The organism is Methylobacterium sp. E-041 (genome assembly GCF_022829665.1).
In the GTDB taxonomy this organism is placed as follows: Bacteria; Pseudomonadota; Alphaproteobacteria; order Rhizobiales; family Beijerinckiaceae; genus Methylobacterium.
In genome coordinates this window covers 1-14,708 of sequence record NZ_JAKSYQ010000211.1, presented here as the reverse complement: position 1 = coordinate 14,708, position 14,708 = coordinate 1, and the positions used below count along the sequence as shown (strand labels likewise).

Below are 14,708 nucleotides of genomic sequence, written 5' to 3'. Positions count from 1 at the left end.
CGCCGCAGGCGGCCCCGCCCGCGCGGCCCGGTGCCGAGCCGAACCGGCCCGCGACGCCGCCGCCCGGCGCGCCGACGCCGCCGAATGCCGGCGAGCGCACCGCGCCGAACGCGGCGCCCGGCGTTCCCGGCCGGCCGGTGCAGCCGCCCGGCGCACGCCCGGGCGAAGGCGGCCCGCAGGATCGCGCCACCCCGCCCGGCACGCCGCCCGCGACGGTGCCGGGCGCGCCGCCGGCGCAGCCCGGGGCGGTGGCGCCGAACGCGCGCCCCGGCGTTCCGGGCCGTCCGGTCCAGCGTCCCGATGCCGTCGAGCCCCCCGGCGCCGCCGGCGGGCCGGGCCGCCCCGGCGGCCCGAATGGCAATCTCAATGCCACCCCACCCAATGCCGCCCCGCCCAATGCCGCCCCGAACGCCGGCCCCGGTGTGCCCGGACGGCCGGTCCCGCCGCAGGGCGCCGGCCCGTTCGGCCCGGGCCAGGGCAATCCCGGCCAGCCGGGACTGCGCGGCTCCGACACGCAGCCGGGCGCCCAGCCCGGGCAGCCGGGCTACGATCCGCGCGGCGTGCCGACAGGCCGCGTCGGCGACCGCGACCGCGACGGCTTCAACCGTCCCGGCCGTCCCGGCTACATCCCCGGCGGCTTCAGCACCGACGACGAGGACGTGCGCGACTACGACCGCGTGCGTCGCGACCGCCGCGAGTTCAACGAGGACGGGCGGACCTACATCCGCGAGCCCGGCCGGATCATCGTGCGCGATCAGAACAACTACTTCATCCGCCACGACGAGAACGAGCGCTTCCGCGATATCGGCGGCGGCGGCTACCGCAGCGAGCGGCGCGGGCCGGACACCTACACCTATCTCGACCGTCCCGGCGGCGAGCAGATCGTGACGGTGGTGGACGACGACGGCCGGATGCTGCGCCGCTACCGCCGCTTCCGCGACGGCCGCGAGGTCGTGCTGATCGACAACAGCTACGGCGGCGCCCCGCGCCCGATCTACGAGGACGTGGTCGACCTGCCGCCGCCCGATATCCGCATCCCGCGCGAGCGCTACGTGGTGGATTACGGCGCGGCCGACGAGCGCGCGGTCTACGAGGCCCTGTCGGCGCCGCCGGTGGTGGCGGTCGACCGGCGCTACACGCTGGACCAGGTCCGCTACAGCCCGCAGCTGCGCGCCCGGATGCGCAGCGTCGACATCGACACGATCACCTTCGACACCGCCTCGTTCACGGTCACGCCCGACCAGGCCGCCCGGCTCTCGACGATCGCGGCGGCGATCAACCAGGCGATCCGCGCCAACCCGCAGGAGGTGTTCCTGATCGAGGGCTACACCGACGCGGTCGGCGCCGACGTCGACAACCTGTCGCTGTCGGATCGGCGGGCGCAGTCGGTCGCAACGGTGCTGACCCAAAACTTCCAGGTGCCGCCCGAGAACCTGACCACGCAGGGCTACGGCGAGCAGTACCTGAAGGTGAACACGCAGAACGCCTCGCGCGAGAACCGCCGGGTCACGGTCCGCCGCATCACCCCGCTGCTGCAGCAGAGCGGGGCGCCCCCGGCGGCTCCCCCGCCGCGATAGGATGGGTGTGATGCCGGCCCGCCCCGGGCCGGCATCCGTCGACAGGCCGAATCAGAACCGGCAGGTGAGGTTGCCCTTCACCGCGTGGTCCTGCGCCCGCGCGCCGGTCTGGCCGGCATAGGCCGCGCCGAAGGTCACGCCGGAAGCCAGGCGCAGGTCGAGGCCGACCTCCGCCACCACCGCGTCCCGATCGATCGGGACGCCCGCCGCCAGGAAGCTCGGGCCCGCACCGAAGGACAGCAGCGCCTTCGGCACCACGTCGCCGTACGCCCGGCGGTAGCCGAGGAGCGCGTGCGCCGAGAGCGGCAGGCCGAGGCCGAGGTCGAAGGCCGCCTGCCCGCGCAGGCCCGCCGTCAGGGCACCGAGGTCGTAGTCGCGGGCGGACCCGGTCAGGGCGGCGACGCCGCCGGTCTCCGCGAAGCGGTCGCGGTGGATGCCGACATAGGCGCCACCGACGAAGGGCTCGACGTAGGTCGGGGCCGATCGCACCGGCACGCCCAGTTCCGCGTCCACCGGCACGGCCGGCGCGGGCGCTCCGACGAGGAACCGGTAGCCGATCTCGCCGAAGCCCTGCACCGTGGCGCCGCCGTAGCGGCCGGACGGCGTGTCGGACACGCCCGGAACGACGACAGTGCGGCGGGTGCGCAGGGATTCGTCGGCGTAGACCGAGCCGAGCCGCACCGAGACCGGGCCGAGCTCGTAGCCGCCGTAGACGCCGCCGAACCCGCCGGTGACGCCGGCCGATTCGCGGCGACCGGCGGTGTCGAGGGCGCTCTCGGCGTAGCCGCCGACGAGCCCGAGCCTGAACCCGCTCGGCAGGCGCACGTCGAGGCCGGCGGCGAAGCCCGCCAGCGTCCGGTCGAGGCCGAAGGCGTTGCCGCCGCCGGCGCCGCCGAAGGCGCCGAAGCCCTGGCCCCAGACGCCGACCACGGTCGGGTCGAGGATCCGCATCGGCACGGAGGCGATCATCGGCCGGCTTTCCGGCAGGTCGGCGGAATAGCGCGCCGGCAGGTCGCCGAAGCTCGGCCTGTCCGCCGAACCGGGGGTGACGCCCCAGCGCAGCCGGTCGAGGATCGCCTCGCGGACGAAGAACGTGGTTTGGTAGGACCCGGACACCGCCGAGGCGTGGACGTCGCCGGCAAGCGCCGGGAACGCGCCCTGCGCCTCCGGCGTGGTCAGCCCGACGGTCGCGGCGTAGGCGCCGGCGCCCGGGCCGCCCGCCTGGATCGCGTCGGCGACCGCCGCCGCGTTGCGGGTCGTGGCGATGGCGGAGAACGCCACGTCGTTGCGGGTCAGGGTCAGATCGACCGCGGTCGGCTCGTAGCGGAGCGTCGGCGTCAGGAAGGCGAAGTTCGATGTCGCGCCGGAAAACCGCCCCGACACGCCCCGGGCCGCATCGAGGATCGCGTAGCGGGTGCGCGGGCCGTAGCTGCCGGCTTGGGCCAGCACCTGCACCGTTCCGCCCGCGAGCGTGGCGGTGCCGGCCACCGCGAGGCGGTCGGACCGGCCGGCGGCGTCGGCCTCGACCTGATAGGCCGAGCCCGCCGCGAAGGCGGCGCTGCCCGCGACCGTCAGGGTGCCGATCGAATGGCCCGGCGCCACCGTGCCGCCCGGCAGGACGGCGAGCCCCCCCACCGTGCCCGAGCCGCCGAGCCGGCCGCCCGCGACGGTGACCGTCGAGACGAGCGAGCCGTCCACGGTCAGGGTTCCGCCGTTGACGAGGGTCGGGCCGGCATAGGTATCGGTGCCGCCCAGCCGCAGGGCGCCGCTGCCGTTCTTGATCAGGCCGCCGGGGCCGGAGATGTCGTTGTTCCAGCTGTCGCTCGCGCCGTAGCCGCCCTGCGACGCATCCATGGTCACGGAGACGGTGCTGGCGAAGGTCCCGTAGCCGTCGTTGGCGGCGTAGAGGTTGATCCGTCCCCAGCCGCCGTAGGTGTTCCCGTCGAGAAGCGGATACCCCGAGGGCAGGCCGGTGCTCGCCAGCACGTCCGTCCGCTGGGCGTCGGTCAGGTAGGGGAAGCGGGTGAGGAGCAGGACCTGCGCCTGGACCGGGACCTCCGCGGCGGTCATCGCGGCCTGCGGGCCCGTCGGCTGGAAGCCGTAGGTCATCCGCGCGCGGTAGTTCGCCCTGTTCTGCGCGGCGTCGCCGAAGGGGTCGGCGGCGCTCGACGCAGCCGCCACGCAGGCGCCCACGCTCGGGGCCCGCAGGAGGCCGCGAGGTAGGACTGGGTCTGCCGGTAGGCTTCGTAGACCGCGTAGGCCGCGGCGTTGGCGGGGTTGGTCCAATCGAGCCGGTTGCCGCTCGCGTCGTAGAGCGCGGCGTAGATGTTCGTGGCGGCGATCGCGGTGGCCTCCATGCGGCCGCCCATCACGTCGAGGGGCGAGTGCATGCCGGCGAGGATGCGGTCGTTGCCGAGGTCGGCGGCGCGGGCGAGCAGTTCCTGGAACTGCTGCGGCACCAGGAAGCCGACGCCGAGCGCCTGGAGCGTGCCGGAATTGGTATGGCCGCTCGGAAAGGCGCCGTCCGCGTAGGGGTTGGTGCCGTTGATGACCGGCTGGAGCAGGGTGGGCACGCTGACGGAGGTCGAGACGCGGTAGGGCCGCGGCGCGGTGCCGACGCCCGGCAGGTAGTCGCCGACGCCGAAGGTGGCCGCGGTGAAGGTGCCCGCCGCATCGAAGCTGCCGACGTTCGGCGCGGTGAGCGGCCTTCCGCCGTTGGCATCGATCATCGCCCGGGTCACGGTGAAGCCGCGGACCCAGGCCGCCGTGGTGCCGTAGACGGCGGGGACGGGGAAGCTCGACAGGTAGGCCGGGACGACGAGGCTCGCGGTGTCGGACGCCCTCAGCGCGGTCCGGTTCGTGATCGCGTTGTAGTTGCCGTAGCGGGGGTCCAGCGGGCCGACGGCCGGCGTCGCGCCCTGGTAGCGCTCGAAGATCCGCTTGGCCGGCTCGGTCGAGCCGTTCGCCCGGACCACGTTGTTGATGAAGCTCACCGCCGCGGCGAGCGGCGTCGCGGTTCCGTTGCCGAAGGTGGTCGTCCCGGCGCTGGCACCGGTGCCCAGGCCGATGTCGGCCGCGTATTCGGACAGCGTCGGCGCGGCGTAGGTGGTGGGCGTCAGACGCGCGGGCGTCGTCCCGCCGAACGAGGCGCCGGCGCCCGTGAGATACAGGCCGGTCAGCGGCCCGAGGCCGTTGAGCACGCTGTAGGGCTGCGCGGTCCGGTCGTCGCGCACCGCCGCAAGCGTCTGGTCGGCGGTGCGCGCCTGCGTCATCGATACGACGGTCTGGTAGTTCTGCGTCAGCACCGCGGGGTCGCCCGTTAGGAGCCGCCCGTAGCTGTCGAACAGGCGGTCGAGGACGGTACCCGGACTCACGGACGTGCTGTTGGGAAAGCCCGGCGCCGGCCCTGCCGGAAGCGCCTGCGCGTCCGCACGGGCCGGCAGGAGGACGGTCGCGCCGAGGAGGGCGGCCTTGAGCGGAACGCGCATGGAGGGTCCATTCAAGCGGCGGGGGTCGAAACGGATGACCGGGCGATCGCGCGCCCTGGGCCGCCGGCCCAGTAGAACGCGCGCTCCAGTTGTATCGATGACGTATTCTGCACCCGAGCCGTCAGGTTTCGCCGGGTGATGCCAATGCGGGCGCCGGTGCGACGCCCGTTTCGTCGCTCTGTGCTTGCGGTCACGCTTATCCAGCGGCCGTGTAAGTCTTGTGACGGCCCTTCCGTCCGGCCGCGAGTACCCGGCCTCCGGGTTCGCCGCGGGCGATCGTCTTGGCCGATACGCTGGTCGCGCGGCCGGTGCCGGTGCCGCCGCGGCGGGCTCAGGGATCCGTGCGTCGGCCGGGCGGCCGTGGAAAGCGTCGGAATCGAACCGCTCTGCGCCTTCGGCTGTTGACGCCGGCCCGGGACGCGGCCCAACACCGACGCCGCCACCGGACGGAGCCGGAACCAGGAACGCATGAGCGACGGCGTCGAGCTGATCCGATCGGGCACGCCGGTCTTCCGCCGCACGGCGCTGGCGCTGGCGGCGGCCGGATTCTCCACCTTCGCGGTGCTCTACGGCGTGCAGCCGCTGCTGCCGGTCTATGCCGACGATTTCGGCGTGTCGCCGGCCGAGAGCAGCCTCGCCCTGTCGCTGCCCTGCGGGGTGCTGGCGGTGGCGCTGCTCTTCGTCAGCCCGATTTCCGAGGTGCTCGGCCGCAAGCCGGTGATGCTGGCCTCGCTCTTCGCCTCCGCCCTCCTCACGATCGTCGCCGCGCTGGTGCCGAGCTGGCACGGGTTCCTGGTGCTGCGCGCGCTCACCGGCCTCGCCGCGAGCGGTCTGCCGGCGGTGGCGATGGCCTATCTCGGCGAGGAGATGGACGGGCGCTCGATCGGCCTGTCGATGGGCCTGCTCGTCGGCGGCAACGCGGTCGGCGGGATGTGCGGGCGGCTGATCGCCGGCATCATCGCCGACCACGCCTCGTGGCGGCTCGGGATCGGCACCATCGGCGTGCTGGCGCTGGTCGCGGCCTTCGCGTTCTGGTGGGCGCTGCCGCCCTCGCGCAGCTTCGTCGCCCACCCGATGCGCTGGCGCGAGGTGCCCGGCACCTTCGGCCAGCACTTCCGCGATCCCGGCCTGCCGTGGCTGTTCGCGGAAGCCTTCCTGCTGATGGGCGGCTTCGTATGCGTCTACAACTACATCGGCTTCCGCCTGCTCGACCCGCCGTTCTCGCTGAGCCAGACCGCGATCGGCGCGATCTTCGTCGTCTACCTGTTCGGCACGATGAGCTCGACGCTCACCGGCGAGGTCGCGAGCCGGCTCGGGCGGCGCAAGGTGCTGTGGCTGGCGATCACCGTGGCGATCGCCGGCATCCTGATGACCCTGTCGCAGAGCCTGTGGCTCGTCGTGCTCGGCATCGTCGTCGTCACCATCGGCTTCTTCGGCGCCCATTCGGTGGCGAGCAGCTGGATCGGCCGCCGCGCCCTGCGCGATCGCGCCCAGGCCTCGGCGGTGTACCTGTCGCTGTACTATCTCGGCTCGTCGGTGCTCGGCACGATGGGCGGCTGGTTCTTCGCCCATTCCGGCTGGACCGGCGTGGTGGCGTTCGTCGGCCTGCTCTACGGGCTGGCGCTCGCCGTCGCGCTCCGGCTCTCGCGCCTCGCGCCGCTGGTGCCGGCGCCCTGAGGGAGGATCCCATGAGCGCCCCCACGCGCCGCCACGAGACCCACGTCGCCGACCGGTTCGGCGCGCAGGCCGCGTCCTACGTCGCGAGCGCAGTCCACGCCGCCGGCGCCGACCTCGACCGCATCGCCGAGCGCATGCGAACGGTGCGCCCGGCCCGCGCCCTCGATCTCGGCTGCGGCGGCGGCCACGTCGCCTTCGCGATGGCGCCGCATGCCGGCACAGTCACCGCGCTCGACCTCTCGCCCGACATGCTCGCCGCGGTGGCGGCGGAAGCGGGCCGGCGCGGCTTGCCCAACATCGCGACCGAGGCCGGCTCGGCCGCGGCGCTGCCGTTTCCCGACGCGGCCTTCGACGCGGTCGCGACCCGCTTCAGCGCGCATCACTGGCGCGACGTGCGGGCCGGCCTCGCCGAAGCGCGGCGCGTGGCCAAGCCCGGCGCGCCGGCGCTCGTCGCCGACATCGTCGCCCCGGACGACGCCCTCCTCGACACCCATCTCCAGTCGGTCGAGCTGCTGCGCGACCCCTCGCACGTGCGCGACTATTCGGTGCCCGAGTGGCTGGCGATGCTCGCCGAGGCGGGATTCACCGTCGACAGGATCACCCATGGCCGCCTGCGCATGGACTTCGCCACCTGGATCGCCCGGATGCGCACGCCCGAGCCGCTGGTCACCGCGATCCGCGCCCTTCAGGCCACCGCCCCCGACGAGGTCGCCCACCATTTCGGCCTCGCGCCGGACGGAAGCTTCTGGCTCGACACGGTGCTGATCGAGGCGGTGGCGGCTTAGGGGCGTCGCAGGCGCCGGGCTGGGCCAACCCGTCATTCCGGGGCGCCGCGGGCGAGCCCGGAATCCAGAACTGACGCGCGCGCGAACCGAGGCACCACCTGCGGCTCTGGTTTCCGGGCTCCGCTTCGCAGCCCCGGAATGAGCGCGCCCGATGTCATGACCATCGCGGTGCCCGACCAGCGCGCCCCTCCCTCCCCTCTTTTGCGGGGAAGGGAGAAGCGGCCGCGCCTCACCCCCAAAGGTCCCGCTCCGGCGGATGGATCGTGCTGCCCTCGAACAGCAGGCCCGGCGTGCGGTCGCGGGCGAGGAGCAGCGGGCCGTCGAGGTCGATCGTGTCGGCGTGGTGGGCGAGCAGCATCGCCGGCGCCATGGCGAGCGAGGTGCCGACCATGCAGCCGATCATCAGCGAGAGGCCGCGGGCGCGGGCCTCATGGGCGAGCATGATCGCCTCGGTGAGGCCGCCGGTCTTGTCGAGCTTGATGTTGATCGCGTCGTAGCGGCCGGCCAGATGATCGAGCCCGGCGCGGTCGTGCAGGCTCTCGTCGGCGCAGATCGGGATCGGGCGCTCGATCCGGCTCAGAAGCCCGTCGTCGTCGGCCGGCAGCGGCTGCTCGATCAGCGTCACGCCGGCGGCGAGGCAGGCCGCGAGGTTGGCCTCGAGCGTCTCCGGCCCCCACGCCTCGTTGGCGTCGACGATGAGCCGGCTGTCGGGCGCGCCGCGGCGCACCGCGGCGATGCGCGCGGGGTCGCCCGCGCCGCCGAGCTTCACCTTGAGCAGCGGCCGGGCCGACGCGTCGCGCGCGGCCGCCTCCATGCTCTCGGGTGTGCCGAGGCTCAGGGTGTAGGCGGTGGTGGCCGGCGACGGCGCCGCGAGCCCGGCGATCTCCCAGGCCGGGCGGCCGGACGCCTTGGCCTCGAAATCGAACAGCGCGCAGTCGAGCGCGTTGCGCGCCGCACCGGGCTTCATCCGCTCCAGCAGCTCGGCGCGGCCGAGGCCGGCGGCGATCGCGTCGCCTTGCGCCTCGATCGCCGCGGCCACGCTCTCGACGCTCTCGCCGTAGCGCGGATAGGGCACGCACTCGCCCCAGCCGGCGACCGCCCGCTCGGCGTCGGCGATCCGCGCGGTGACGACCACGGCTTCCGTGCGGCTGCCGCGGCTGATCGTGAAGGCGCCGGCGATCGGGAAGCGCTCGACGGCGACCGCGAGCCGCCTCACGGCGCGGTCTCGGGGAACGCGGCGATCAGCCGGTCGACGAGGCCCTCGACGCCGAAGCGCACCGGGTCGGTGGCGGGCAGGCCGTATTCCGCGCCGAGCTTCTCGAGCAGCGCGCGGGCGGGATCCTCCTCGAGGGCCTGGGTGTTCACGGCGATGCCGGTGGGCCTGATGCCGGGGTTGGTCAGGCTGCCGAGCTGGATCGTCAGGTCGATCACCTGGCGGATCGAGGGCAGCGGGTGCTGGACACCGCGCATCGTCGTGCGGCTCGGCTCGTGGCAGACCACGAAGGCGTCCGCCTGCGCCCCGTGCAGCAGCCCGAGGCTGACGCCGGCAAACGACGGGTGGTAGAGCGAGCCCTGGCCCTCGATCAGGTCCCAGTGCTTCGGGTCGGCCGCGGGCGCGATCCACTCCACCGCGCCGGAGATGAAGTCGGCCACCACCGCGTCGATCGCGACGCCGCGGCCGGAGATGAACACCCCGGTCTGGCCGGTGGCGCGGAAATCCGCGTCCATGCCGCGCGCGCGCATCCCCTTCTCCAGCGCCAGCACCGTGTACTTCTTGCCGACCGAGCAATCGGTCCCGACCGCGAGCAGGCGGCGGCCCGGGCGCTTGGTGCCCTTGCCGGTGGCGAAGGTCTCGTCGGTGTGGCGCACGTCGTGCAGCGCCCGGCCGCGGCGCGCGGCCGCCTCGGCGATGGCCGGCACCGCGCCGAGGCGCGCGTGCAGGCCGCTCGCGATGTCGAACCCGGCCTCCAGCGCGGCGACGATCTCGGCGACCCAGTGCTCCGGCAGAACGCCGCCGGCATTGGCGACGCCGATCACCATCGTGCGGCAGCCCTTGGCCAGCGCCTCGTCGAGGGTCAGGTCGGGGATGCCGAGGTCGGCCGCGCAGCCCGGCAGGCGGATCTGGCCGATGCACCAGTCCGGGCGCCAGTCGACGATGCCGTAGGCGGTCTTGGCGGCGAGCCGGTCCGGCACGTCGCCGAGGAACATCAGATAGGGCGTCTCGATCTGCATCGGCCGTCATCCCTTGTCGCGCGCCGTGTCGCGCGCGTCGTCGCGGTCTCGTCCCTATCGCGGGATCGCGTCCGCGGGGCAATGCACGATCACGGCCAGACCGCGCTTCGCCGACGCTTCGCCCTTGCGGCCCGCCCGGTTGTGCGGTGTGGTCCCCGCCGAAACCGATGAAGGGCCATGTGGCATGATCAGGATGTACGGCAACTGGCGCTCGGCCGCCGCCTTCCGGGTGCGGATCGCGCTGAAGCTGAAGGGGATCGCCTACGAGGAGACCTTCATCGACCTCGATGCCGGCGACCAGCACGCGCCGGAATTCCGCGCGATCAACCCGCAGGGCGCGGTGCCCGCCCTGTTCGACGGCGACGGGCCGCCGCTGACCCAGTCGCTCGCGATCCTCGACTACCTGGAGGAGACCAAGGGCGGCGTGAAGCTGCTGCCGGCCGATCCGCGCGAGCGGGCGCGCGCCCGCTCGCTGGCGCAGCTCGTGGCCTGCGACACCCACCCGCTCTACGTGCCGCGGGTGCGCACCTACCTGATGGAGGCCTACGATCTCCCCAGGGAGCGCATGATGGGCTTCGTCCGCCACGCCTTCGAGAGCGGCCTGAAGACGCTGGAGACCCGGCTCTCCACGGAGCCCGGCACCGGCCGGTTCAGCCAGGGCGACGCGGTGAGCCACGCCGACCTCTGCCTCGTCAGCCTGTGGGTCGGCACGGGCATCTTCGGGGTGGAGACCGCGCCCTACCCCACCGTGGCGCGCATCGCCGAGGCGTGCCTGGCGCTGCCGGCCTTCGCCGAGGCCCATCCCAAGCGCCAGCCCGGCGCGCCGGCCGCGTGAGGCCGCCGCTCGCGGCCGATGCTTGAGCGATAGGCTTGAGGCATGGCCAAAAAATTTTGACGGCGCCCGCCGGATTACGGCCATCCCGGTATGGTCTAGAACCGTTCCGAGATGGCCCCGCCCGGAACGGCGGCACGGGTGGTGCCTGTGCACGGGGGCACCACCGGCGATGAGGCGGCGACGGCCGCACCGAGGAGCAACGAGACAGGCATGGTACCGGGCGAGAACGAACAGGGCCTGCACCGCATCGTCGTGGTCGGCGGCGGCGCGGCGGGCCTTCAGCTGGCGACCAAGCTCGGGGACAAGCTCGGGCGCGGCAAGGACGTCCACGTCACCCTGGTCGACCGGGCGCGCACCCACATCTGGAAGCCGCTGCTGCACGAGGTCGCCGCCGGCAGCCTCGACGTCGGCCACCACGCGGTCGACTACCTGCACCACGCCCACCAGCACCATTTCCGCTACCGCATCGGCGAGATGACCGGGCTCGACCGGACGGCGCGCACGATCCAGCTCGCCGCCAGCCACGATGCGGAAGGCCGCGAGATCACGCCGGTGCGCTCGGTCGGCTACGACACCCTGGTGATGGCGGTGGGCTCCACCACCAACGATTTCGGCACGCCCGGGGTGAAGGAGCACGCCATCGCGCTCGACACCCAGGACCAGGCGGTGCGCTTCCACCAGCGGCTGGTGAACGCGATGCTGCGCGCCCACACCCAGGTCGGCCCGGTGCGGCCGGGGCAGCTCCACGTCACGGTGATCGGCGCCGGCGCGACCGGCACCGAGCTCGCGGCCGAGCTGCACCGGACCGTCCGCGACGTGGTCTCCACCGGCATGGACCGGATCGATCCGGCCAAGGACCTGAAGATCACACTGGTCGAGGCGGCCGACCGCATCCTGCCGGCGGTGCCGCCGCGGCTCTCGTCCGAGGTGATGGCGCTGCTCGCCAAGATCGGCGTCGAGGTCCGCGTCCAGGCGCGGGTCACGGAGGTGCGCGCCGACGGCGTGGCGCTGGCCGACGGCGCGTTCATCCCGTCCGAGCTCGTGGTCTGGGCGGCCGGCGTGAAGGCGCCGCCGTTCCTGCAGGGCCTCGGCGGCCTGGAGACCACCCGCACCAACCAGCTCGTGGTGACGCCGACGCTGCAGACCACCCACGATCCCGACATCTTCGCGGTGGGCGACTGCGCCTACCTCGTCGAGGCCGGCTCCGACCGGCCGGTGCCGCCCCGCGCCCAGGCGGCGCACCAGCAGGCGACCTACCTGATCAAGCAGATCCCCGCCCGCATCGCCGGGCGGCCGCTGAAGCCGTTCAAGTACCGCGACTTCGGCTCGCTGGTCTCGCTCGGCGAATACTCGACGGTCGGCAGCCTGATGGGGTTCATCCGCGGCAAGAACATGTTCATCGCCGGGCTGTTCGCGCGGATGATGTACCGCTCGCTGTACAAGATGCACGAGCAGGCCCTGCACGGCACAGTGAAGACCGCCCTCGACGCTGCCGCCCGCGCGCTCACCCGCCGCACCGAGGCGCGGGTGAAGCTGCACTGAAGCGGTTCGGGGCGTGACGCGTCGTTGCTTCCGAGCGAGTCGGCCGCGTCTCGCCCTGCACCTCGGATGGAAGGCGACGATCGACGGACCCGAGGCGGTGATGCGGAGAACGCCTTGGCCAAGCCGGATCAAGCCATGAGGACGACCGGGCCGGATGCATGGTCGCCGACCTCCATCGCCGTCTTGGCACTGGGCGGGGTCCTCTTCGTGCTTGCCATCCATGCAGGCGGCCCGTTCTTGCTGATCCTGCCGGCATTGGTGATCTCGATCATGGCGATCGCGGTCACATGGTTCGCCTACGATATCCGGCGACGGCGCATACGCCGTGCGTTTTCGATCGCCGCCGGCATCGGCGTGGCGGTCGGCATCACGTATCACGCGCCTCTCTTCGTGCGGTGGAAGGATAAGAACGCGTTCCAAGCGCGCCAAGCAGAGTTCGTGCGGCAGGTTGAGGATGCACGGGCAAAGCAGACGGCGACGGACCCATTGCAGATCGTCGTGGATTACGACGACGAGTCAGAGTTCGCGACAACGAACGCGTTTCACTACATCATCTATGACGAAACGGACGGAGCAGGACCGTATCGGCGGCTTTACTGGCCGTACGCGAAATCGTCCACTGGCGTCATATCGGTCAATATACCGAGCACCATGCAACATATGACCGGCCATTTCTACAGTTTCCGCGCATCGAACTGACCGGGGCGATCGAAGGCTCGCGAGTCGAAGCACGGCAGTCGTCGGCGGACGGACGCCGTTGCGTCGGGCATCATTCGGTGGTTCCGTGCCGGCGGCGCGCGGCAGACGCGCCGCTAGGGAGTGTTCGATAGCCATGATCCTCGTCAGCGTGATGTATCCGGCCGGTCCCCGGTTCGACATGGACTACTATCTCGGCCACCACATGCCGCTGGTGCGCGAGCGCTGGTCGCCCCTGGGCCTGCACGAGGCCAAGATCGTGCGCGGCGTCGGCACGCCGGACGGCAAGCCGGCCCCGTTTCAGGTGATGGCGCTGCTGACCTTCGAATCGGCCGACGCCTTCACGAAGGCCGCGGCCGAGCACGGCCCCGAGATCTTCGGCGACATCCCCAAGTTCACCGACGCCCAGGCCGCGGTGCAGATCAACGAATTGCCCGAGGCGACCGCGTGATCGACATCGTCCAGGCGGTCCAGGCCGCCGACCCCGGCCTCGGCACCCGCGTGATCGTGCTGCGCCCGGATTCGCGGGCGCTCGCCACCGCCGAGGCGCTGGTGCCCGAGGCCGAAGCCTGGATCGCCGAGAACGCGCCCGGCGCCCGCCTCGTGCGCAAGACCATCCTGCTCGCCCCCTATCCCGGCGCCATGCCGGCCGAGCGCGAGGTCACCGTGATGGCGTTCGCGGAGGCGCAGCACCTCGCCGCCTTCGCCACCGCCTGGACGGCCGACCCGGAGCCCGAGGACGACGCGGCCGCGCCGGAGGCGTAGGGGCCCCCGTCGCCGGTCCCTCCCCCACCTGTGAGGGGGAGGGAAACGGGCGTCAGGCCGCCTTGAGCTTGTGGATCGTGCCCAGCACCTCGGCCCGCTGGATCTCGAGCCGGTGGATGAGCGGGCGCAGGTCGCCGTCGCCGTGGGCGGCGGCCTCGATCTCGCGGCACAGGCGCGACAGCCGGGTGAAGCCGAGCATGCCGGCGGCCGAGACCAGCGCGTGCGCGTCGTGGGCGACCTGGACCCGGTCGTCCTCGTCGGTGCGGAAGCGATCGCGCAGCTCGCTGCCCATCAGGTCGAGCAGCGTCGCCACGCGCTCCGGCCCGAAGCCGTCCTTGAGGGCGTCGAACACCGCCGGGTCGAGCACCGCGTTCGCGCCGTCCGGCGCCGGGATCGGGGCGGCCGGGCGGGTCTCGCGCTGCGGCCCGGTCCAGCGCGCGATGGTGGCGTAGAGGTCGGCGCGCCGGAACGGCTTGCCGACATGGTCGTCCATCCCGGCCGCGCGCAGATCCTCGATCTGCTTCGGCAGCACGTTGGCGGTCATCGCCACGATCGGGATCTCGCGGGCCGGCGACGCCAGCGCGCGGATGTGGCGCGTCGCGGTCAGGCCGTCCATCACCGGCATCTGCACGTCCATCAGCACGAGGTCGTAGCCCCTGCCCTGCTTCAGCGCCGCCTCGACCGCGACGATCGTCTCGGCGCCGTCCTCGACCACGTCCACCACGTAGCCCTGCGCCTCGAGCACCGCGCAGGCGAGCTCCTGGTTAAGCGGCACGTCCTCGGCGAGAAGCAGCCGCACGGCGCGTCCGGCGGGGTCCGTGGCCGGAGCGGCGGACGTTGCCGCCGCGACGCCGGTCTCCTCGCCCGGCGGCAGCGTGAGGGTGAACCAGAAGGTCGAGCCGACGCCCTCGCGGCTGTCGACGCCGATCTCGCCGCCCATCAACGAGAGCAGGTGGCGGCAGATCACCAAGCCGAGGCCGGTGCCGCCGAAGCGCCGGCTGATCGAGCCGTCGACCTGGCTGAAGCGCTTGAACAGCCGGTCCTGCTGCGCCGAATTGATCCCGATGCCGGTGTCGGTGACCTCGAAGCGCAGGTCGTGGCCGCGCGCCCC

13 protein-coding genes are annotated in these 14,708 nt (G+C 72.9%); 8 read left to right on the top strand and 5 right to left on the bottom strand.

Annotation, left to right across the window (positions count from 1 at the left end; all coding sequences use genetic code 11):
- The coding region (locus MKK70_RS19795) for an OmpA family protein (RefSeq protein ID WP_243949450.1) at positions 1-1,577 on the top strand (1,577 nt) is incomplete at its 5' end.
- A 51-nt stretch (positions 1,578-1,628) separates the two neighbouring features.
- On the opposite strand, the gene MKK70_RS19790 is transcribed toward MKK70_RS19795, so the two are convergent.
- Both MKK70_RS19790 and MKK70_RS19785 read right to left on the bottom strand, forming a co-directional pair.
- On the bottom strand, positions 1,629-3,758 hold the full coding sequence (locus MKK70_RS19790) for an autotransporter domain-containing protein (protein ID WP_243949449.1): 2,130 nt from the start codon (positions 3,756-3,758) through the stop codon (positions 1,629-1,631).
- Positions 3,683-5,065: a phosphatase PAP2 family protein gene (locus MKK70_RS19785; protein WP_243949448.1), complete on the bottom strand. Its 1,383-nt coding sequence runs from the start codon at positions 5,063-5,065 to the stop codon at positions 3,683-3,685. The genes MKK70_RS19790 and MKK70_RS19785 overlap by 76 nt, the downstream gene beginning before the upstream one ends.
- Before the next feature lie 468 nt (positions 5,066-5,533).
- Here MKK70_RS19785 and MKK70_RS19780 point away from each other — a divergent pair, with 468 nt between their 5' ends.
- Both MKK70_RS19780 and MKK70_RS19775 read left to right on the top strand, forming a co-directional pair.
- Entirely contained in the window at positions 5,534-6,742 is a 1,209-nt protein-coding gene (locus MKK70_RS19780) for an MFS transporter (protein ID WP_147728774.1), read from the top strand.
- A gap of 11 nt (positions 6,743-6,753) precedes the next feature.
- Complete coding sequence (locus MKK70_RS19775; RefSeq protein ID WP_243949447.1) at positions 6,754-7,527, top strand: class I SAM-dependent methyltransferase; 774 nt, start codon at positions 6,754-6,756, stop codon at positions 7,525-7,527.
- A gap of 229 nt (positions 7,528-7,756) precedes the next feature.
- Here MKK70_RS19775 and dgcA read toward each other — a convergent pair whose 3' ends face one another.
- Together dgcA and dgcN are read right to left on the bottom strand one after the other, a co-directional pair.
- Complete coding sequence (dgcA, locus tag MKK70_RS19770) at positions 7,757-8,743, bottom strand: N-acetyl-D-Glu racemase DgcA (RefSeq protein WP_243932735.1); 987 nt, start codon at positions 8,741-8,743, stop codon at positions 7,757-7,759.
- Positions 8,740-9,759: an N-acetyltransferase DgcN gene (gene dgcN, locus MKK70_RS19765; protein WP_243949446.1), complete on the bottom strand. Its 1,020-nt coding sequence runs from the start codon at positions 9,757-9,759 to the stop codon at positions 8,740-8,742. The genes dgcA and dgcN overlap by 4 nt, the downstream gene beginning before the upstream one ends.
- A gap of 187 nt (positions 9,760-9,946) precedes the next feature.
- Here dgcN and maiA point away from each other — a divergent pair, with 187 nt between their 5' ends.
- From maiA to MKK70_RS19740, 5 genes are all read left to right on the top strand, one after another.
- Entirely contained in the window at positions 9,947-10,594 is a 648-nt protein-coding gene (maiA, locus tag MKK70_RS19760; protein ID WP_147727662.1) for a maleylacetoacetate isomerase, read from the top strand.
- A 210-nt stretch (positions 10,595-10,804) separates the two neighbouring features.
- On the top strand, positions 10,805-12,136 hold the full coding sequence (locus tag MKK70_RS19755) for an NAD(P)/FAD-dependent oxidoreductase (protein ID WP_147727658.1): 1,332 nt from the start codon (positions 10,805-10,807) through the stop codon (positions 12,134-12,136).
- A 114-nt stretch (positions 12,137-12,250) separates the two neighbouring features.
- Positions 12,251-12,835, top strand: a complete 585-nt coding sequence (locus MKK70_RS19750) for a hypothetical protein (RefSeq protein ID WP_243949445.1) — start codon at positions 12,251-12,253, stop codon at positions 12,833-12,835.
- Positions 12,836-12,968: 133 nt separating this feature from the next.
- The gene (locus tag MKK70_RS19745) at positions 12,969-13,283 is read left to right on the top strand and encodes an EthD family reductase (protein WP_147727659.1); all 315 of its coding nucleotides are present in this window, start codon (positions 12,969-12,971) and stop codon (positions 13,281-13,283) included.
- Positions 13,280-13,597 carry a hypothetical protein gene (locus tag MKK70_RS19740; RefSeq protein WP_147727660.1) on the top strand — a complete coding sequence of 106 codons (318 nt, stop codon included), beginning with the start codon at positions 13,280-13,282 and terminating at the stop codon, positions 13,595-13,597. The genes MKK70_RS19745 and MKK70_RS19740 overlap by 4 nt, the downstream gene beginning before the upstream one ends.
- Positions 13,598-13,649: 52 nt before the next feature.
- Here the strand turns inward: MKK70_RS19740 and MKK70_RS19735 are convergent.
- The coding region (locus MKK70_RS19735) for a response regulator (protein WP_243949444.1) at positions 13,650-14,708 on the bottom strand (1,059 nt) is incomplete at its 5' end.